The sequence below is a fragment of the Caballeronia sp. S22 genome (assembly GCF_964261745.1).
Lineage (GTDB): Bacteria > Pseudomonadota > Gammaproteobacteria > Burkholderiales > Burkholderiaceae > Caballeronia > Caballeronia jiangsuensis.
The window spans coordinates 58,892-78,300 of sequence record NZ_OZ180037.1 but is presented as its reverse complement, the minus strand read 5'-3'; the positions used below and the strand labels follow the sequence as shown (position 1 = coordinate 78,300).

20 protein-coding genes and 1 pseudogene are annotated in these 19,409 nt (G+C 60.9%); 10 read left to right on the top strand and 11 right to left on the bottom strand.

Annotated elements, in window-relative coordinates:
• The first annotated feature begins 514 nt into the window (after positions 1 to 514).
• Entirely contained in the window at positions 515 to 1,069 is a 555-nt protein-coding gene (locus tag ACEN42_RS24045) for a hypothetical protein (protein ID WP_374191210.1), read from the top strand.
• A 190-nt stretch (positions 1,070 to 1,259) separates the two neighbouring features.
• On the opposite strand, the gene ACEN42_RS24040 is transcribed toward ACEN42_RS24045, so the two are convergent.
• Positions 1,260 to 3,014: an FUSC family protein gene (locus ACEN42_RS24040; RefSeq protein ID WP_371884924.1), complete on the bottom strand. Its 1,755-nt coding sequence runs from the start codon at positions 3,012 to 3,014 to the stop codon at positions 1,260 to 1,262.
• Between the two features lie 370 nt (positions 3,015 to 3,384).
• On the opposite strand from ACEN42_RS24040, the gene ACEN42_RS24035 reads away from it, so the two are divergent.
• Entirely contained in the window at positions 3,385 to 4,575 is a 1,191-nt protein-coding gene (locus ACEN42_RS24035; RefSeq protein WP_371884923.1) for a right-handed parallel beta-helix repeat-containing protein, read from the top strand.
• Between the two features lie 247 nt (positions 4,576 to 4,822).
• A pseudogene (locus ACEN42_RS24030) lies at positions 4,823 to 5,553 on the top strand (MBL fold metallo-hydrolase).
• On the opposite strand, the gene ACEN42_RS24025 reads toward ACEN42_RS24030, so the two are convergent.
• Positions 5,550 to 6,014, bottom strand: coding sequence for an Lrp/AsnC family transcriptional regulator (locus ACEN42_RS24025; protein ID WP_371884922.1), 465 nt, complete (start codon positions 6,012 to 6,014; stop codon positions 5,550 to 5,552). The pseudogene ACEN42_RS24030 and the gene ACEN42_RS24025 sit on opposite strands and share 4 nt — an antisense overlap.
• Before the next feature lie 94 nt (positions 6,015 to 6,108).
• Between ACEN42_RS24025 and ACEN42_RS24020 the strand changes: the two genes are divergently transcribed.
• From ACEN42_RS24020 to ACEN42_RS24010, 3 genes are all read left to right on the top strand, one after another.
• Positions 6,109 to 6,741: a LysE/ArgO family amino acid transporter gene (locus tag ACEN42_RS24020; protein WP_371884921.1), complete on the top strand. Its 633-nt coding sequence runs from the start codon at positions 6,109 to 6,111 to the stop codon at positions 6,739 to 6,741.
• Between the two features lie 18 nt (positions 6,742 to 6,759).
• A complete protein-coding gene (locus ACEN42_RS24015) occupies positions 6,760 to 7,224 on the top strand; it encodes an SRPBCC family protein (RefSeq protein WP_371884920.1) in 465 nt (154 codons plus the stop codon).
• Positions 7,225 to 7,396: 172 nt separating this feature from the next.
• Positions 7,397 to 7,819 carry a PaaI family thioesterase gene (locus ACEN42_RS24010; protein ID WP_371884919.1) on the top strand — a complete coding sequence of 141 codons (423 nt, stop codon included), beginning with the start codon at positions 7,397 to 7,399 and terminating at the stop codon, positions 7,817 to 7,819.
• A 119-nt stretch (positions 7,820 to 7,938) separates the two neighbouring features.
• Here the strand turns inward: ACEN42_RS24010 and ACEN42_RS24005 are convergent, their stop codons facing one another.
• A complete protein-coding gene (locus tag ACEN42_RS24005; protein WP_371884918.1) occupies positions 7,939 to 8,412 on the bottom strand; it encodes a hypothetical protein in 474 nt (157 codons plus the stop codon).
• A gap of 328 nt (positions 8,413 to 8,740) precedes the next feature.
• On the opposite strand from ACEN42_RS24005, the gene ACEN42_RS24000 reads away from it, so the two are divergent.
• Positions 8,741 to 9,013 carry a phage tail protein gene (locus ACEN42_RS24000; RefSeq protein WP_029672539.1) on the top strand — a complete coding sequence of 91 codons (273 nt, stop codon included), beginning with the start codon at positions 8,741 to 8,743 and terminating at the stop codon, positions 9,011 to 9,013.
• A 208-nt stretch (positions 9,014 to 9,221) separates the two neighbouring features.
• Positions 9,222 to 10,001, top strand: a complete 780-nt coding sequence (locus ACEN42_RS23995; RefSeq protein WP_371884917.1) for a Fic family protein — start codon at positions 9,222 to 9,224, stop codon at positions 9,999 to 10,001.
• A 130-nt stretch (positions 10,002 to 10,131) separates the two neighbouring features.
• Here the strand turns inward: ACEN42_RS23995 and ACEN42_RS23990 are convergent, their stop codons facing one another.
• Genes ACEN42_RS23990 through ACEN42_RS23980 form a run of 3 tightly spaced genes read right to left on the bottom strand, consistent with a single transcriptional unit; the run spans position 10,132 to position 11,405 of the window.
• Positions 10,132 to 10,407: a hypothetical protein gene (locus ACEN42_RS23990; RefSeq protein WP_238212142.1), complete on the bottom strand. Its 276-nt coding sequence runs from the start codon at positions 10,405 to 10,407 to the stop codon at positions 10,132 to 10,134.
• Positions 10,388 to 10,906, bottom strand: a complete 519-nt coding sequence (locus tag ACEN42_RS23985) for a DUF2778 domain-containing protein (protein ID WP_371884916.1) — start codon at positions 10,904 to 10,906, stop codon at positions 10,388 to 10,390. The genes ACEN42_RS23990 and ACEN42_RS23985 overlap by 20 nt, the downstream gene beginning before the upstream one ends.
• A gap of 16 nt (positions 10,907 to 10,922) precedes the next feature.
• Positions 10,923 to 11,405: an Hcp family type VI secretion system effector gene (locus ACEN42_RS23980; protein WP_371884915.1), complete on the bottom strand. Its 483-nt coding sequence runs from the start codon at positions 11,403 to 11,405 to the stop codon at positions 10,923 to 10,925.
• 286 nt (positions 11,406 to 11,691) lie between these two features.
• On the opposite strand from ACEN42_RS23980, the gene ACEN42_RS23975 reads away from it, so the two are divergent.
• Both ACEN42_RS23975 and ACEN42_RS23970 read left to right on the top strand, forming a co-directional pair.
• Positions 11,692 to 12,927, top strand: coding sequence for an amidohydrolase family protein (locus tag ACEN42_RS23975; protein ID WP_371884914.1), 1,236 nt, complete (start codon positions 11,692 to 11,694; stop codon positions 12,925 to 12,927).
• 20 nt (positions 12,928 to 12,947) lie between these two features.
• Positions 12,948 to 13,784, top strand: a complete 837-nt coding sequence (locus ACEN42_RS23970) for a bifunctional allantoicase/(S)-ureidoglycine aminohydrolase (protein ID WP_371884913.1) — start codon at positions 12,948 to 12,950, stop codon at positions 13,782 to 13,784.
• A gap of 52 nt (positions 13,785 to 13,836) precedes the next feature.
• Here ACEN42_RS23970 and ACEN42_RS23965 read toward each other — a convergent pair whose 3' ends face one another.
• From ACEN42_RS23965 to ACEN42_RS23945, 5 genes are read right to left on the bottom strand one after another with little or no spacing between them, the layout of a single operon-like run.
• Positions 13,837 to 15,237 carry an amidohydrolase family protein gene (locus tag ACEN42_RS23965; RefSeq protein WP_374191214.1) on the bottom strand — a complete coding sequence of 467 codons (1,401 nt, stop codon included), beginning with the start codon at positions 15,235 to 15,237 and terminating at the stop codon, positions 13,837 to 13,839.
• Positions 15,238 to 15,290: 53 nt separating this feature from the next.
• Complete coding sequence (locus tag ACEN42_RS23960; protein ID WP_371884911.1) at positions 15,291 to 16,478, bottom strand: amidohydrolase family protein; 1,188 nt, start codon at positions 16,476 to 16,478, stop codon at positions 15,291 to 15,293.
• A gap of 5 nt (positions 16,479 to 16,483) precedes the next feature.
• Complete coding sequence (locus ACEN42_RS23955) at positions 16,484 to 17,965, bottom strand: sodium:solute symporter (protein ID WP_371884910.1); 1,482 nt, start codon at positions 17,963 to 17,965, stop codon at positions 16,484 to 16,486.
• Positions 17,962 to 18,180, bottom strand: a complete 219-nt coding sequence (locus ACEN42_RS23950) for a DUF3311 domain-containing protein (RefSeq protein ID WP_238212134.1) — start codon at positions 18,178 to 18,180, stop codon at positions 17,962 to 17,964. The genes ACEN42_RS23955 and ACEN42_RS23950 overlap by 4 nt, the downstream gene beginning before the upstream one ends.
• 20 nt (positions 18,181 to 18,200) lie before the next feature.
• Positions 18,201 to 19,328 carry a porin gene (locus ACEN42_RS23945; RefSeq protein ID WP_371884909.1) on the bottom strand — a complete coding sequence of 376 codons (1,128 nt, stop codon included), beginning with the start codon at positions 19,326 to 19,328 and terminating at the stop codon, positions 18,201 to 18,203.
• Positions 19,329 to 19,409 lie beyond the last annotated feature (81 nt).

Here is a 19,409-nt window from a genome sequence, read left to right as displayed (position 1 = left end):
CGCCTGCAGCTCGTTGGATGCGTTGATGGCTGCACGCAACTCTTTTGGACCCGCTGCACGCACGGGCCCGACTCGCAGATCGCCTCCTTTCTGACGAAGCTCTTCGGCGAATTGCCTGATCGGTCTTGCCAGAAAGTAAGTGGCAAGCATTGAGGCCGCGAGGATCAACGACGCCACGGACGCCAGCGTCGTTGCGAGCCTGGCGGGAAGTAGATTCCCTCCGGGGTACGCTGAGTTTTCGCACGCTCGATCTTTGCGAATCGTTGTCTTCGCCATCTGTTTTATTTATCGATGTTTCTAGCCGGGTTCGCGGACATTGACGCTCCGGATGTTCGCAATACGGCTTCGGAGCCTTATCGGGACTCGGTCTTCAGCGATGCGGGCAGCCTGGTTCTGCGACATAAAACTCCGCTTCGAGTTCCAATATCTGGTTAACCCCGTCTACGGCCTGTGCGGAACTCTTTCTAGCATGACGAGAGTTCTGGATTAATCTGCGCAGCCAAGGAGATGGAACATGAGCAGTAACATTAATGTAAGAAGCAAGGAACTGGACCGACGTTCGCAAAATAACGCGGCGGCCAGGCCACCGTTTTCTCGCATCATCCGCGCCGGTGCGGCGGGTGGATTGGCGGGCGCGATTGTTATCTGGATTTACGAAGCGCTGATCTGGGTGGGCGTGCAGCACCTCATGCCGCTCGCCGGCATTCCCCGGAACGCGACAGGGCTAGTCTTTGGTAAGGCTTTTCAAGAATCGATCGGCATCTGGGCCTACGTCATCGGCACCGCGATTCATTTTGTCTTCGCAATCGGTTGGGGCGTGTTGTTCGCCGCGATATGGCCGTACTTCCGTCGACGTGGCTATGAGGCTACTTTCGTCGCGCTCTTTTACGCAATCTTCGCCTGGATCGTGATGCACGTCGCCATCGCGATCGCGTCGGACAATCACCCGAACTATCTGGATCCGATCGTCATCATTGGCGGCTTCATGTCTCATTTCTGTTTCACTGTTCCGCTTGCGCTTGTCGTCAAGCGAATGCTCGCGTCGGGTGCAGTTGAAAGCGCCAGCTAAAGACTGCATTTTGCTTTGGAGACGCTATGGGTGAGTTGACACAGAGTTCGCTCGCGCAGGAACTCGTTGTCGACGCCGGCCGTTATGCGCTTGCCATGACGCTTCCGATGTCGCCCGCGGTCGCTGTACTGTATGAGTTTCGCGCGGTTGGGAAGATAGAGATGACGATCGCCCGATATGAACGGAACGGTCAGGAGGAGTATCGCTTCGTATCGTTGTCCAGCCATGCTTCGATAGACTCGGCGGCACGCGCAAGTTCAATACTGACCGACTCATCGAGCGTGGCAGGTGGGTCAGTGAGGATCGCGGCCAGAATGGTGTCGGTGCGTTGCAGTTCCGTACATTGAATGCGTGCCGGTTCGATTTCGCGCATTTGCACGAGCCACGCCGCGCCGGAAATCAGATAGGCAAGTCTTTGTGCGCGCATGACAACGGATTCGATCTCCGGATGCACGTCCAGCGAGATCATTACCAAGAATGCTTTGTCTTGCAAACTTTGGCGAAAACGCAAGGCTTCGTCGCTTGTAACTGTTGCTGTCTGAAGGTAGCCCAGCACGGGACGCATGCAGGCAATCAGCGAAAGCATCGCGGCGAGTGATGATCGCGTACGCCATCCGATGTTTGACGCAGCACACACGAGTAGACCCACTGCACAACCGACCAGAGTATCGACACCGCGCGCGATGAACAATGTGTCAGGGTCTTTGATCGCATGACCGCCCGTTGCGATCGTGAGCGCTATCGCGGTCACGAATATGACGGCGACAGCATACTTGCGCACCACTAGCAGTTCGACGATGAACTGCAGCGCCATGAGCGTCGCAATGAGCGACAGCCCGGTGGGATGCAGGACGAGCACGAGTGCCGCAAGGCCGATACCGACGAGCGTGCCTACGGTTCGATCGATGCTCCTTCGCAAAGACGCCTGAAGATTCAGTCCCTGGTGCAGTACTAGCGTGGCGGCGGCCATCGCCCAATAAGCGCGCGTGAGCCCGAGCATTTCGCCCAGCGAGCCTGCAATCGCGACCGCAATGCCGACCCGCAACGCGATGTTCCATGCCCTCGTTCCAAAGCGCGCGTCCCTAGCGATTCGCTCCACCGCGCGAAGCTGTCCTAGCGGCAAGCGTGACATGGTGGTATCGAGGTTTGTTTGCGTGCACGCCAGGGAAGCGATCTGTCGGACACGGTCTTGCTCGGCGGTTCCGTCACGCGAGCAGTTGCAACGGGCAAAGATCAGATGCAACTCGAGCCCGAGAGCACGGAGCGTAGTTATCGTCCCGTCGCCCGGCACATCCCTGGGTTGACGGTTCACCAGTGCAATCCACATTTCATGCAAGGCAAGTGCAGCCGAGTGGCGTGCGATCTCCCGCGCGGGTTCATCGGCCGTCGCGAGCAGGTGCGCAATGGCATTCGCTGCATTCACGAGCGCGGCGCGTTCCGGACCTCTCGGCGCGATCAACGCGCCGGCCATGTGTGTTAGCCACGAAATCGCGCCTCCGACGAGAATGAGAAGAAAAACATGGCTCAGGGGAAGACTGGTCACGGGCATCGCGGTCGCGGCGGCGCAGGCGAGAACGATCATATAGGCGCCTGGCGGACCGATCTTCAACGAAGCCGAGAAAAAGCTTGCAAGCATTGCGATGCCGACGACCAACGGAACCGCTGCATGCGGCAGACCTTGTACCGCGACGCCGGCCGTCACCGCCGCGGCGAAAGTTATAGCGATACCGGCAAGCACGAGCGCACGATTACGATAGGGCCGATCCGGTGCATAGAGCGACGTAAATGAACCCAGTGTCGCAACAAGTCCGGCGGAGAGGTCGCCATTGATCAGCCACGAAAGCAATAGCGGGATGCCGAGGCTCAATGCTGCGCGGCACGCGATCGGCCATCGCGGGTTGGCGAGGCTCAGCAGCGCAACGATATTGGACTTGGCAGGGCGCATATCGGAACTCTCTCGTCGTGCGGCTAAGCTCGGCACGCTTGAGCAGTCGTCCGTCTCAGTGTGTCTATGTGAGGCGCTGGTCGCGCGTTTGGATAGCGAACGCCAGTCTTGAAGCTTTGCTCGCGCGACAAGCATACACAGCCATGTGTAGCTTCAGATACCACAACGTACCTTCCGTTGCCGATCCATCGTGGACCGCGACGGGGAAAATCGACGCTCGCACGGCCTTTTCACTAAGGACTTTGCTCTTCGCGCCGTAAACCAAGCAAGCGCCGAAGCGAATCGCTCGTCGCCTGTCGCTTCATCTTCCTGAGGCGCAAATCAATCCGACTCCGCCCGGTCGCGCACTTGTCATTCGAGGGAATTTTTCATGGCCTCGACACGCTCCGATATTCCCAGCACGATGCGTCGCAAATTCCTTTCGACGCTCGTCTTCGGCGCTGGCTCCCTTGCGCTGTCCGCTTGTGGAGGGGGCGGCGCGAATTCGTCGAATGCGGCCGATTCGTCGACCAAGACGAGCCCGAACACGAGCACGAGCACGAGCACCGGCTCACAAGACACGAGCGAACCCACGCCAAGTACTGCCACCGGTTCGCAGAGCGCGAGCGATGCCAGTCCAGGCATGGCCAGCGGCACTCACGGCGTAAGCGACACCAGCCCGAACGGCGTCCTCATCGACGTGTCCTTCGGCGTGAAGGGCGACGGAATCACGAACGATCGCGTTGCATTGCAGGCCGCGATCGACGGATCGGTGGGGCAGATTCTCCTGATCACCGGGCAAAGCCGGATCGACACCACGGGCCTCACGCTGCACTCGAACACCCACATACGCTTCGCGCAGGGCGCTTCGATCAAGCTGCTGGCTCACAATACCGATTCGTATCAGATGATGCGCATTTGGGACGTGAGCAACGTGAACATCGAGTCGCCGTACCTCGACGGCAGCAAGTCGCTCAATGCGGCTACGTCGGGGGAGTGGGGTATGGGCATCTCGATCGCTGGCAGCTCGAATGTCACGATTACTTCGCCGACGACCATCGACTGCTGGGGTGACGGCATCTACATCGCGAACAGCTATATCGAGGACGGCGTGACGAGCAACGCCGTGACGATCACCAATCATCTCGCGGACGGCTGTCGTCGCCAGGGCGTGACGATCATTTCGGGCGACACCATCACCTTCGACCATCCTGTCTGGCAGAACATAGGCGGAACGGCGCCGCAGGCGGGGCTCGATATCGAGCCGAATGACAACACGGCGGTGTTCCGGGCGATCAGGATCGTCAGCCCGAAGACGCTGGGCTGCGCGGGCCCGGGCATCCAGATCGATCTGGGATCGCTCGCGGGACCGGTCGCCAAGACCGTCGATATTCAGATCACGAACCATATCGACAACAGTCAGACCGATGGTCCGTTCAGTGTCGGCGGCCTGGAACCGAGCGGCTACATCGTGACGGGCGCGATCACGAGCACGAATCCGGTGTGGAAGGAGAACTGGTATCTGGGCGACTGGATGCCGTCAGGCCCGAACGTCTCGGTGGTGAATCCGACAATCGGCTAAGGTCGCGATGCGGGAGTTAGAAAGGGCGGTCAGTATCTGCAACGGATGCTCGCGCGACCTGCGATCGAGCGCGTGATCGAAACAGAAGGGCTTGCGGCTCCATTGGTGTAATACGATGTGGCCTCGCCGCCGATGATCGATCGAGAAGCAATGGACATCGATACCCGGATCGCCGAAAATCGGCGCACGTGCATCGACGATCTGACCGAGCCTGGATTACGTAAGTTGTCCAAGAAAGGAGCGCATCATGCCGACCCTATCCCTTTCGAGCGGTACAACCATCGACGAGATTGCGGAACGCATCTATCGCATCTCCACGCCGGTCGAGATCCCCGGCGGGGGTGGCTTTTCGTTCAACCAGTATCTGATCGACGACGACGAGCCCTGCTATTTCATACCGGTCTGCGCAGGCTGTTTCCGGTCGTGCGTGAAGCAGTCGAACGCATCATATCGATCGATCGTCTGCGCTATATCGGCTTCTCTCATTTCGAGTCCGACGAATGCGGCGCACTCAACGAGTTTCTCGCGGCCGCGCCGCATGCGGAGCCGTTGTGCGGCCAGGTCGCGGCCATGGTCTCGGTCAGCGATTATGCCGACCGGCCGCCACGCGCAATGGATGATGACGAGACGATCTCGCTCGGGCAGCACAGCGTGCGCTGGCTCGATACGCCGCATCTACCGCACGCGTGGGAATGCGGCTTTCTCATGGAGACCGCGTCGGCGACGCTGCTCTGTGGCGACCTATTTACCCAAGGCGGTTCGAACCTCCCGCCGCTTACCGAGGGCGATATCCTCGAACCCAGCGAGGCGTTCCGTCACGAGATGGATTACTTCTCACACACCAGGAACGCCCGCTCAATGCTGGAACGCCTTGCTGCATTGCAGCCGACAACGCTGGCCTGCATGCACGGCAGCGCCTGGCACGGCGATGGCGCGGCCTTGTTGCGCGCGCTCGCCGACAGCGTCGAACGCGTCTAGCGCGACGCACCCGGCGCCACCAGACCGCGACGCGGAATGGGAGTGGAGAAGACGATCGAGGTCCGCGTCTCACCGTAGGTGTTGATGGTGGCGAGAAAACGCTCCAGCTCTTCGAGGCTGGGGGATACCACGGTCACGATGTAGGAATCGGCGCCGGCGACGTGATGGCATTCCAGCACCTCGGGCGCGCGGCGCAGCTTGTCGAGAAACGTCTTTTTGCCGGGCTGCTGCACGGTGATGCCGACAATGGCGCGTACGGCATAGCCGAGCTGCACGGGATCCAGGTCGGCGCCTACAGAGCGCACCACGCCGGCGTCCTTCAGGCGCTTGAGTCGTTCCACCGTTGCAGGCACCGACAAACCCGCGGCAAGGGCCAGGGCCTTCAAGGGCGCGCGCCCATCCTCCTGTAGCGCCATCAGAAGCGCCCATGCTTTGACGTCGAGTTGCAGTGCTTCGGTCATGACGAGCTTCCACCTGAAAAATCGAAGATGAACTGGATTTTCGATTGGTGTTTTATTCTGTGCAAGCCTTCGATGCCGTCGGATAATCCCCGACATGGATCTCATTCTGTCGTCACCCATCCCCGTGCTGTTCGGCCAGTCGCTACTGATCGGGCTGTCGATCGCTGCGCCGGTCGGGCAGATTGGATTGCTGGCCATTCAGCGCACGCTGGATCATGGCCGCCCTGCGGGGCTCGCCACTGGATTGGGGGCGGCACTCGCCGACGCGGTGTACGGCGCCATCGGCGCGTTTGGCGTCACAGGATTGATCGGCTGGTTGTTGAGCCTGAGGCTATGGCTGGGCCTGTTCGGTGGCGGCTTTCTGCTGTGGCTTGCCTGGCGCATCGCCACGAAGCCGGCAGTGCGCAGCATGAATGCCTCGCAACCGACCAGCACGCTACTGCGCTACATGGCCGGCACGTTCGTGCTGACGATGTCGAACCCGACAACCATCCTGTCGTTCATGGCGGTGTTCGGTGCACTGGCAGGCCGCTCGCCTTCGGCATCGCCTTGGGTGATGGTTGTCGGCGTACTGGTGGGCTCGGCGCTATGGTGGTTGATCCTGTCGGCCGGTGTGGGTCGGTTGCGCAACCGCTTCAACGAACGTTGGCAACGCGCCGTCAATCTGTGCTCTGCCGCGCTGCTGGCTGGACTCGGGTTATGGCAGCTTGGCCAGCTCATCGTATGACCATCGGAGGATCAAGCCATGACGCACCGGCTGAACGCCAGCCACAGGATCGTGGTCGACGCTGCGATCGACCAGGCCTTCATGTTCTTCACGCCGGCCGGCGAGGAGCTTTGGGTCGACGGTTGGACGCCAACCTACGTCTATCCCCGCGACGGCCGCACAGAGTCCGGTATGGTGTTCATCACCGGTCAGGGTGATGAGCTGACCATCTGGACCCTGACTGACTTCGACCGCAAGGCACACCGATCGTGCTATTTGCGCTGCACGCCGGCGTCGCGCACCGGTCTTGTCGAGGTGCGTTGTGTCGCACTCGACGAGGCGCGCACCGAAGTATGGGTAAGCTACGAGCTCACAGCGCTGAACGCTGCGGGCGAACAGGCGCTCGAAGGTTACGAAGGCGAGCGCTTCGCCGCAATGATCGACGACTGGGCGCGCAAGATCGCAGCTTGTCGCGAGTTGCTGCTGGCAGCTTCAATCTGCTGAAGGGCTCGGCACGTGGCTGTAGCAGCTTCACGGCTGCGTTGATATCGACGTACACCGCCAATTGTGCGAAGTGCCTGTCGAATCCGAGGACTGTTCCCCGTCGTCTGAGTACTCGATACCATATAAGCGTCGCTGAGTCGCTGTTCATCGAACCACCTTTCTACCGACGACAATGGCCGATCTTCACACGCGAATTGCCAACAGCTTCAACGCGCAGGGCTTAATGCTGACACTCGGCGCACAGCTTCTCCTCGTTGAAGACGGGGAAGTGCACATCGGCCTGCCATTTTCAAGTCATCTATCTCAGCAACAAGGCTATCTTCATGCGGGCGCTACGTCGAGCATTCTAGACAGCGCATGCGGATATGCAGCGCTGACGAAGTTAGCGCCTGATTTTGATGTGGTCACAGCAGAGTTCAAGATTAATCTCTTGCGACCAGCTGTTGGCGAGCGCTTTCTGGCTATCGGACGAGTACAGAACGCAGGCAAGACACTTACCGTGTGCACGGGTGAAGTCCGTGCGTTTTCCGGAGATGGGGACGAGCATAGGGTGATTGCGATCATGCAGGCGACAATGGCTAACCTTCACCGGTAACGGTTATGCCGCTTGCCGCGCGGCCTGAAGGCGAGTTGAAGTGCGTGAACTGACGCCTGGCTGGCAATCACATTCGCGGATAAGCCGGCCGATGCACCGCGCGTGTCGCCGCGAAGCCCCTATTGGTGCGGTGGAACCATCGTGGGCGGGACGACCCAGGCTGCGGTCGGCACCATGTAGTAGGGCGGTGCGCTGCGTCGCATCAGCGTGCCGGTGACCGAGAGCGTCACGCCGGTCGGAAGCGGTGGCCCGATGATGAGTACCCGGGGGACCATGACCCGACCTTGCGCGTCCTGAGAATAACGCTTGTCGATCACGCACAGCGGTGGGTCCATCGCCAGCAGCGAGACGGGTTGTCGGGAGCCGCCGTCCGTTTCCATGACGTCCTGCACGGGCGTGCCGCGAAGCGTCATGGTCGTTCCGACCGGGAAGCAGAGAGGAGCGGCGGCGCAGGCCGCGCTAGCCCACATGAAGGACAGCACGCAGAGAAGGCAGTTCTTCACGAAACAACTCTCCTGTTCGGCGTTCGGTTTCGAACCGTGCGCTTCGTGCAGATCAGCGCCCGCGCTTTCCTCCTTACCTTTCCACGGCAAGGGGAAACCGCTTCTGGAACCTGAGTCTAGCAAGGTCGATGGTAATGGCGAAGTTCGTCCCTGCCTGATGCGTACGCCCGCGTCACCAAAAAATTTCCGAACAATCGAGCGGCCTATAATGGTCGCACGATCTTCGACAACGTCTCTGGAATATCGAGGTAACGGGAGATGCGACAGGCCGCCTTGGCTCCCGAACGCCGGTCCCGACCTCAACTGGATTGTCAGCCGGTACTTGCGTGGCAAATCGAACAGTAACGTCCGTGTAGGGCCAGGAGCAGCCTGGAGCAGGTGTCGTTCCTTCGATCGATGACAACCAAGGAGAAGTTCAATGGGAGACGCGTATATCGGTGAAATCCGCATGTTCAGCTTCGGCTGGGCACCCAAGGGCTGGATGCTGTGTCAGGGCCAGACGCTGCACATCGCGCAATTCCAGGCGCTGTTTGCATTGATTGGCAATTTCTACGGTGGGGATGGGGCAACGACGTTCCAGTTGCCCAATATAACGCCAATGCCGGTGGCCGGTGGCGACGCAAACGGAAAGCCTTATCCGCCGATGAACTTTGCAATCTGCATAAACGGCATCTTCCCAAGCAGGGACTGAGCGCAGCCGGCGCGGCGATTTGTGTTCCCAGTCGCCGCGCCGAGGCTGAGTCCGTCAGTGGTTACGGGTGCCGTTTTTCAGAAGCGTTTAAAAACTTAAGGATGACTGAGAATCGCCGCTGTACGGATGAGCGCTTCCTCGATTCGCACCGCCAGTCGACGCAAGCCGGAACGTTCACCGCGATTCCCGGCGACATCGGATCGGAGTCATGGATTCGTCTCTGCAACGGATGCTCGAAGCGATCGATGCCGACAAAGCGGAACTGGACGCGGTGCGTCCGCTTTCGCCTCCGGCTCTGGCTTTGCTGCGTAAAAGGCTGAGGCTGGAATGGTCGCCTGATGCGCGTGCAATCGAGCACCACACACGCTCGCTGCACGAGACTCAGATCGTGCTCGACAGCATGACGATGGACGGCAAATCGCTGTCGCAGCACTGCGAAACGATGGGTCGTCGCGGCGCGATGCGTTATCTCGATTCGATCGTCGCGAAGAATGAGCCCCTGTCCGCATGGCAGATCCGGAACATCCACAACGTGGTGTTGAAAGGCCGCGTCGGTGAGGAAGCCTGCCGCTATCGACATGTGAATGTAACGATAGCCGGCGCGCGTACGACCCCGCCGGATTTTCTGGATCTGCCGGCCGAATTGGCCGCGCTCATCGAGTGGCATGCGAGAGGGGAGCATATGCATCCTGTCGCGCGTGCCGCCGAGTTACATACGCGGTTCGTCAAGATCCATCCATTTATGGATGGGAACGGCAGAACGGGGCGCCTGCTCTTGAACGTCGAGTTGATGAAATCCGGTTATCCCCCGGCCGTTATCCGGAACGAAGATCGCGCGGCGTATTGCGGTTCGCTGGACGAGGCTTGCGTGAGCAACGACTATGCGGGCATTTCCCGGTTGATCGCCGAATCGGTCCAGCGGTCGATGGACATCTATCTCGACGCGCTCGGATTGCTTGTCGATAACCGACCTGGCGACGCGTCGTGATCGTCCGTATCGCGTTTGCACCAGAGCCTCATGGAATTTTTATCAATTGACATAATCTTTATGATCAAACTTTTTGACACGACAATAATCGTCGATTCACGAACTCCCGCACAAGCCGTGCCCTTCATCGTCAGACACGCACGGACCCGCGACGCATCCGGTAGCGTCGCCAGAGTTTCAATATGGTTCTATAGGCGAGGGTCGTCACGAGCACATCGACAAGTGTCGCCACGATCATGTAAAGCGCCTCATAGTCTTGAATGTGGAGCCAATCGGCGAATGTGATCAGGACGTGCTGCTGTTCAACCGTTAGCGGATACGGGACCACATGAGCGAACCGCATGAAAAAGAACAGCAATCCTAGGAACAGCATCAGTTTTAGCAGGCTACGGACAAGTGTTGCCAATGGTAACCACCTCGATCCATCCGTATGCGGGAATGCCGGCGTTTCCTGCCGGCACGGTGCTCGTCTGCAAGAGCGCATGGCGCAATCGCTGAAAGTCAGCCACACTTTGCAGCGTGATACAACCAAACGATACGCCACCGCCCCCGACAGGGTGCAAACGAAAATTGCCGCGTTTGACTCCGTTCACCCAGGTCCAGTCGTCGATCAGTCCGTCGTCCCGGTAGAGCGCAAACCATTCGTCGTGATGCGATGGCCGACCTCGTACAGCGTTAAACATATCCCTGGCCTTCGCCTGGAGTTGTGAGCCGATGCCGCCTTCGGGCCGCGGCACGATCCAGTATTTTCCCGCTGGCAACGGGCCTTTGCCAACGATTGCGGTGCAGCCGCCCCGGTTTCGATAAACGTCGTCACCCGAAAAAGCAGGAAAAGCTCGGACGCCCGACACTGCCAAAATCTCGATCGGCGCATTGTCAACCACGAATCTACCCTGCAGAGCCATTTTCGTTCTCCCGCGCTTAGCGCTCTGTCCACGCGTCGGAGAATCGGATGTTGCCGTCCAGGTAGTGCCAAGTGATGTTGTCATACATGAGCGACACTGATTCCATGTGATTCAGTTGGCTCAGGCTTGCGATTTTCGTGTTTGCGAAACCGGGATTGACACCCGCGACCTTCACGCCCTCAAGCAGTATCGTGAAGTAATTCTCTTCGCGCCCGGCGTCGTTGATGCGGTAGAACTTGATTTCGGCACTTTCAAGCGTCTGCCCTTTGGCAACGGCTTGATAGAGATATGGACTCGCTGCATCGAACTCCTTCTCGATTGCCATCGGCGCGTGAATGCGCGTGCCGGTGATCTTGCCGGCGTTGCCGTCGACTGGAAGCGTTAGTCCGTGACCGAAGCCAATAATCTCGACACTCCCCTCTCGTCCCTGCACCGTAACGCTGCCTTTAATGGCTGAACCACCGTCGTCCTTGAGCCACATATAAGCCGGAATCGGCATCGCTCACATCCTTCTCGAATGAACAGGTTTAATTCGGCTAACTTATTGTTATCCGCTGAGGAAATGAGAATGCCAAAGGTGAAGTGATAAGCCAACGAGGTTTGTCTGAAAGCGGCTTTTCCAAAATCCATTCGAAAATCAAATACCCCACATTCAAACATTTAATTTGTCGATACAAACCGTCTCCGATATTTTGTACAGGTCCACCACACCCAGGACCCCACAACCCAACGCCGCAACCGGTTCAGGACGCGTTGAAAAGGTCCCGAATCACTGAGGCACAAGCATGTTCGACCGCGTCTTCGTCAATGCCATCGACGCCGATGGCAATCCATTGAACCTCGCGGTAAAAGACGGCCGCTTCGCCAGCATCGGCTCGCAGCGCATCGAAGCGCGCGACGAAGAAGTCATCGATCTCAAAGGCCATCTCGTCCTGCCCGGCTTCGTCGATGGCCACATTCATCTCGACAAGAGCTTCGTGGGCGATGACTGGCGCCCTCATCGCTCCGCCGCGAGCCTGCGCGAGCGTCTCGCCATCGAAAAGCAGGAACTCGCGCGCGCACGTCCCATCGCCGAGCGCGCGGACGCGCTGATTCGTCAGGCCGCATCGTTCGGCACCATTGCAATGCGCAGTCATGTCGATGTCGACGCGACCACGGGTCTCACGAATCTTCACGCCGTCATGCAAGCGCGCGAAAAATGGCGCGGCCTCGTCGATATCGAGCTCGTCGCGTTTCCCCAGGCGGGCGTCGTGTCCTGTCCGGGCACCGCGGACATTCTCGATGCAGCGGCGCGTGAAGGCGCTCAGGTCGTCGGCGGCATCGACCCGACGACACTCGACGGCGACGCCGACGGCCAGCTCGATATCGTCTTTGGCATCGCCGAAAAGCGTGGCGTGAAAATCGATATCCATCTGCACGAACCCGACCAGCAAGGGATCGACCAATTGCACCGGATCGCAGCGCGCACGAAAGCGTCGGGACTGCATGGCCGCGTGACCGTCAGCCACGCCTACGCATTGGGCGATGTCGCGCCCGACGTGGTCGACCGTGTCGCGTCGGCGCTGGCGGATGCCGGCGTGTCGATCATGACCAACGCGCCCGGCGATCGCGCGTTCCCGCCCATCCTGCGATTGCGCGCCGCAGGCGTGCGCGTCTTCACCGGCAACGACAACATCCAGGATGCCTGGTGGCCGTACGGCAATGGCGACATGCTGCAACGCGCGATGCTGATCGGTTATCGCTCAGGTTTCTATACTGATGATGAACTGCGCGTCGCGCTGCACATGTCAACCGATGCCGGCGCCGCGGTGCTCGGGCACGACGCTTACGGTTTGAAGGCCGGTCACGACGCGACGTTCGTCATCGTGAAGGCGGCCAACGCGGCCGCCGCCGTCGCGGCCGTGCCAGCGGAGCGCACGATCGTGCGCAGCGGAAAGTTCTGGGGCGATGTGTCCCGCCTGCAATTCGAGTCCGGTCAAGCCGGACACCACCACGGCGTCGCGATCAGCACGGCGGCGTGAACATCAACGGAGACTTACGTATGTCAACGAATACCTACTACGCGCCTCATGGCGGTCATCCACCGCAGACAGAGCTGCTGACCGATCGCGCGATGTTCACCGAAGCGTATGCCGTCATCCCCAAAGGCGTGATGCGCGATATCGTCACGAGTCATCTGCCGTTCTGGGACAAGACGCGGCTCTGGGTGCTGGCGCGGCCTCTGACCGGGTTTGCCGAGACGTTCTCGCAATACATCATGGAAGTGGCGTCCGGCGGCGGCAGCGAAAAGCCTGAACAGGACCCGAACGCGGAAGGCGTGCTGTTCGTCGTCGAAGGCGAAATCGAAGTGACGCTGCAAGGCAAGTTGCACGTGCTGAAGACCGGCGGCTATGCGTTCATTCCGCCCGGCACGAACTGGCAGTTGCGCAATCGTCACAAGGATACCGCCCGCTTCCACTGGGTCCGCAAGCACTATGAAGTCGTGGATGGCGTGCCGCTTCCCGAAGCCTTCGTGACGAACGAGCAGGACATCGAGCCGATCGCCATGCCCGGCACCGAAGGACGCTGGGTGACGACGCGCTTCGTCGATTCCAGCGACATGCGCCATGACATGCACGTGAACATCGTCACGTTCCAGCCCGGCGGCGTCATCCCGTTCGCGGAAACGCACGTGATGGAACACGGTCTTTACGTGCTGGAAGGCAAGGCGGTGTATCGGCTGAATCAGGACTGGGTCGAAGTGGAAGCAGGCGACTTCATGTGGCTGCGCGCATTCTGTCCGCAAGCGTGTTATGCGGGCGGGCCGAGCCGCTTCCGCTATCTGCTGTACAAGGACGTCAACCGGCACATGAAGCTGACGCTCAACGCGCCGCGTTGATTGCCGCGATGCGGCACGCCCTGCTGCTCAGGCGTGCCGCAAGGGTCCGGCTTCAGTAGTGGCTGTGCCCCCACAACGTTCGCGGCGCGTCGAGCAGATGACGCAAGCCCGCGCGCTCGAACGTGCTATCCGCCACCTGCGAGACGCGTTCGAGTATCTCCCCTTCATCGACCGACAGCACCCGGTAATCCTCCATCAGGACCTTTCCGCCGACCATCGTCATGCACACGTCGCCCGCATTCGCGAAGCACGTGACGCGATAGACCGGCATGTTCATCGGCATCAGATGCGGCTTGAACAGGTCGACGAGAATGATGTCGGCCTGCTTGCCCGCTTCGAGCGAACCCAGTTCGTGGTCGAGTGACAAGGCGCGGGCAGCGTCGATGGTGACCATCTCGAGCACCTTGCCATGCGGAAGCACATCCGGATCGCGAAAGTGCCGCCGATGGTAGTGCATGCACTGCCACATATGACGGAACATGTCATAGCCTCTGTCGGGCGCAGCACCGTCGGAGCCGATCGCCACCGTCACGCCCGCATCGATCAGTTCGGGCACCGGGCAGCGTCCGATGATCGACATGATCGCGCTCGGGTTATGCACGATCGAAGCGCCCGTCTCCACGCACGCCGCGATGTCCGCATCCGTCAGATCGATCGCGTGCGACATGAACGACTTCGCGTTCAGCAATCCCAGCTCGCGATGCGCGAAATCGAGCGTGCCCGCGCGATGACCATCCTGCGTGAAACTCAGGTTCCGTTCGCGCGCCATCGAGATATAGCGCTGCGCTTCACGCCGATAGTCGCCTTCATATTGCGCGACCTCGGGATAATGCTCCGGCGCGAACACGGGCAACATCAACGCGATCTGAATGCGGCCATCGGCATCGCCATGACATGCATCGACGATGTCCTTGCACACGTCGAACATGCGTTCGAAATCTACGTCGTATGTCTCGCTCTGTCCGCTCGCGCCGTGCCGTGTATAAGGACGAGGCGCGGGCGGACGCGACGGACCGACCGCGACGATCGATCGTGTGCCCGTCCTGACCACCGCATCGCAATGACGCCGCGCATACACGGGATCATCGACACGCATGATCGAATCGCCGCCTCCCAGTAGCGAGACGCCTGTCGTCACACCCGCCTTCAGACGTTCGAGCGCCGCCAGATGCGACTCCGTTTCCCAGAAGGCTTCGTCGGAAGCGCGTGTGTAGATCGCCTCGCATGCCGCCGTCCATGCATCGCCGTCCGCGCCGCCGATCGTTCTGAGCATCGCGTGCCCGGCGTGAGCGTGCGCATCGATCAGGCCGGGCAATACGGCCTTGCGGCGTGCATCGATCACACGCGCTGCCCGGTATCGCCGCGCGAGCTCGCTCGTTTCGCCGACAGCGACGATGCGATCGCCCTTCACCGCCACCGCGCCGTCATCGATGACACGGCGCGCTGGATCCATCGTGATGACGCAGCCGTGCTCGATCAGTATGTCGACGTGTTCATGTTCGTTCGTCACGTGAGCGCTCCGTCACGCGCCACGATGCGGCCGTTGGAGACGACGAGCTTGCGCACCGGCCGCGACGCCACCGCATGCGCGACGGTCTGCGCATCGACCAGCACGAGGTCCGCGCGTGCGCCCGCGTGCAGGCCGTAGTCTATGAAACCGCAACCGCGCGCGGCGGCCTCGCTGACGCAATCGAACGCGATCATGAGATCGTCGTCGCGACGCAGGTCGTAGCGCATGCCGATCAACATCGCGCGTTCGAGCATGTCGGGAACGCCGTATGGCGACCAGGTGTCGCGAATGCCGTCGTTGCCGCCGAACATCGTGATGCCCTTCTCGCGACAAAGTTTGAGCGGCGGAACCGTGCGCGAAGGCGGCGCGCTCGTCAGCAGCGCGACGCGCAACCGGGCGATTCGATCCAGCAACGCATCGCGTTCGCGCTCCGGCAACGCGCCCAGACAAAAGCCGTGACTGACGACCACCCTGCCCTGCATGCCCATCGTCTCGACGCGGTCGAGCAGCAGTCTCAGCGTGAATGCGCCGACTTCGCCGGGCTCGTGCAGATGGATATCGATCGGCTTGCCGTGGCGTTCCGCGAGCGCGAAAGTCGCATCGAGCGATGCAACGGGATCGCCGTCGATCAACGCGGGATCGAGCGCACCGAGAACATCGGCGCCTTCAGCAAGCGCGCTGCCGAGCAATTCGACCGTGCCGGGACGAATCAGCATGCCCGACTGCGGAAACGCGACGATTTGCATCTCCAGCGTGTCGCGCATGGTCTGCCGCGTCGCGAGCACGCCTTCCAGGTAGCGCAGGCGCGCATCGGTGTCGATATCGACATGCGTGCGCAGACGCGTGGTGCCCGCCTGCACGAATGCGCGCGACAGCGCGAGCGATTGCGCGGCGGCATCGTGTCCCGATGTCTTGCGCCACTCGCGTTCGTTGTTGATGCGATCGGTGAGCAGCGGGCCGACTTCATTGCGATACCACGGACGGCCCCAGTTGCTCTTGTCTATGTGCGTGTGGCCTTCGACGAAGCCCGGCAGCAGCAGCGCGCCGCCGCCATCTTCGACATGCGCGCCGGGCGGCGCCGAGACATTCGCGCCGAGCGCTTCGATACGGCCATCGACGACCGAGACGGAGACGGCCTGGTCATCGGCCAGCCGGACATTGGAAAGGTAAAGAGAGCGAGTCATGTTTGTCATGCCGATCCGACGGCAGTATCGATACGCGCCCGCAGCAAACGTTGTGCGGCGCTGATTGCAACGAAGACCACGGCGTTCGCGAACAGTGCGACGAGCCCCATGTTGATCGACGTGAACGCGAGCGGCGCGCCGGGAAACGCGGTCGCAAGCGTCATGCCGCCCCAGTTCGACAGCCCGAGCACGACGCCGCCTGCCGCGATGCCGCCGAACGCCGCTTCGCGCGTGCCGAACGGGCGCTTGAGAAAACTCGATGCGAGCATCGGCACCAGTTGCGTGAGCAGGCTCGACGAGAAGATCGCGAGTGCCACGAAGGTCGCACCGCCGCGCAACACGAAAAAGACGACGACCAGCGTGAACAGCGGCAGCGCGATACGGGCGACGCGGGCCACTTCCCTGTCGGTCGCCTGCGGCGCGAAGCCTTCGCGATAGATGTTACGCGCGATCGTCGTCGATGCATTGAGCATGATGAGCGAGCCCGGCACCAGCGCGGTGAGCAGCCCCGCCCCGCCGACGATGCCCACGAACCACGCCGGGAAAGTCTGCTTGACGAGCCGCAGCAGCGCGAGATCGGTTTGCGCGCCTTCGAGCCCGTGCACGGTGAGCACGGCAGCGAAGCCGACGAGGAACAGGAACGCGATGAGCACCTGATAGATCGGCATCAGGACGACGTTCTTGCGCAGCGCCGATGCATCGCGCGCCACATAGACCGCCGTGAAGCCGTGCGGATACAGGTAGTAGCCGAGCGACGTGAGCAGCAGCGTCGAGTTGTACCAGCTCAGATTGAAGCCATGCTCGGGCATGCGCAGCAGTTCCGGATGCACGGCATCGATGCGCGCGAACATTTCGCCGAAGCCGCCGAAGTAATGCAGCGGCAGATAGGTGCCGAGAAAGATCGCGAGGCCGAGAATCAGCACGTCCTTGAAGATCGCGATGCTCGCCGAGCCGTGGATGCCCGAAACCGTCATGTACGCGACCATCAGCACCGCGCTGATCCAGATAGCGGTGTTCTGCGAGATCAGCCCATACGACATCTCGGAGACGATGATCCCGAGCCCGCGCAACTGGATGATCAGAAGCGACACCATCGCGAGCACGGCCACGATCGAAACCAGCACGCCGATCACGCGGCTATCGTATTTCGATGCGAAGTAATCGGCGAACGATACGAGGTTGCGGTCCTTCGCATAGCGCCAGATGGCGGGCAGCATCCAGTAGCCGAGCACATACGCGAGGCACCCGTACGACAGGATATAGAACGCCGGCACGCCCTTGCTATAGGTCCAGCCGCTCGCGCCGAGGAACGAGAATGTCGAGAAGGCCTCGCCCGCCATCAGCAGGAAGGTCAGCAGCGAGCCGAAGCCGCGTCCGCCGACCGCCCATTGCTCCAGGCTGAGCTGCTTTTTTCCGCGACGCGCGTACAGGCCCACGGCCAGCGCGAAGATCGCGAACAGAACGATGATGATCAGCGACGCGTTCATTGCGATCCTCCCGCGCGTGCGCTCGAATTCGCCGCTTCGTCGCGGCTGTCGAGGCAATAGATGAGCGCAAGGATCGCAGCCGTCGCCGCCATCCAGAAGAGATTCCACACCAGCAGGAAAGGAACGCCGAAGAGAAGCGGCGTATGCGCGGCGAGCGAGCCGCCCGAATAGAGGCCGATGAACGGCAGCGCGGCAAGAAGAATGCGGAGTTTCATGAGGTTCCTCGCATGACCTGTCAGAACTTCTGACGCAGACCGGCGACGAACGCCAGTTGTGAAGTCGTCGACGACGGCGCGGCGATGCCATCGATCCATGCATGACCGATGCCAGCCGTCGCCTTCTGATAAAAGCCGTTCACATAGACGTCCGTGCGCTTGGACAACAGATACTGGAGACCGCCCGAGACCTGATGATAGTGCCCGCTCGTATCGCCTTGCGACGCCTGCGTGTAGGTATAGCCGACAGCCGCGATCAGCGCCGGCGACAGCGAATAGCGTACGCTGCCTTCATAGTTCCCGAAGCGCAGCGCGCCGCCCGAGGCCATGTTGAAGTCCGAGCCCGTGTAGAGCAGCCCGAGCGTCGCGGGACCGAATGTGTAGGTGCCGCCCGCGCCCCAGATCTGCTGGCGGGTCGCGTCGACGAGACGTGTTCCGAAGACCGCGGCGCTCGGCGCGTAGTAGTTGTCGGATGCGACCGCGCCCACGGCGCTGCTCGCGGGCTGATTCATGCGCGCGTAGGCCGCGCCGAGATTGACCGGCCCGCTCGTGTAACTGAGACCCGCGCTCCAGCTATTGTTGGCCGCGAAGCCGGTGGAATTCGAGAAGCCGTACATCGCGTTCGCCTGCAATCCCGCGATGATCGGCGAGACATACTTGACGGCGTTGTTTGTGCGAAACGTGTTGTTGATGTCGTCGTTGTCGAACGGATGGGTCGAATACTGAGCGAGCGTATTGCTGATCTGGATCGAACCGAGAATATCCTGGACTGTGTTGTACTGGCGGCCCAGCGTTACCGCGCCGAGCTTCTCGCTGCTCATGCCGACCCAGGCCTGCCGGCCGAACATCCGGCCGGCCTGCATCGCCGTGCCGTTCATGACGTTGAAGCCGTTCTCCAGCTTGAAATTCGCTTTCAGGCCGCCGCCCAGATCTTCCGATCCGAGTAGACCCCAGCGCGGTCCCGACTCGTTACCGCCCGTCGCCTGCCATGCCGAATGGCCTTGCTGATTATTCGTGTACGTGATGCCGCCATCGACGATGCCGTACAGCACGACGCTCGATTGCGCGCCCGCCGTGCCTGCCAGCACCATGCCGGTAGCGGCCGCCACGAGCGATATCCTCCAGGTGTTCACTTGCGCTTTCTTCATCCTTGTCTCCGGGCATATGTCTCGTCACGCGGTTTTTCGCCTGCGTTCGAGCCTTTTTGTCTGACGTCGAAGGGTGATGGC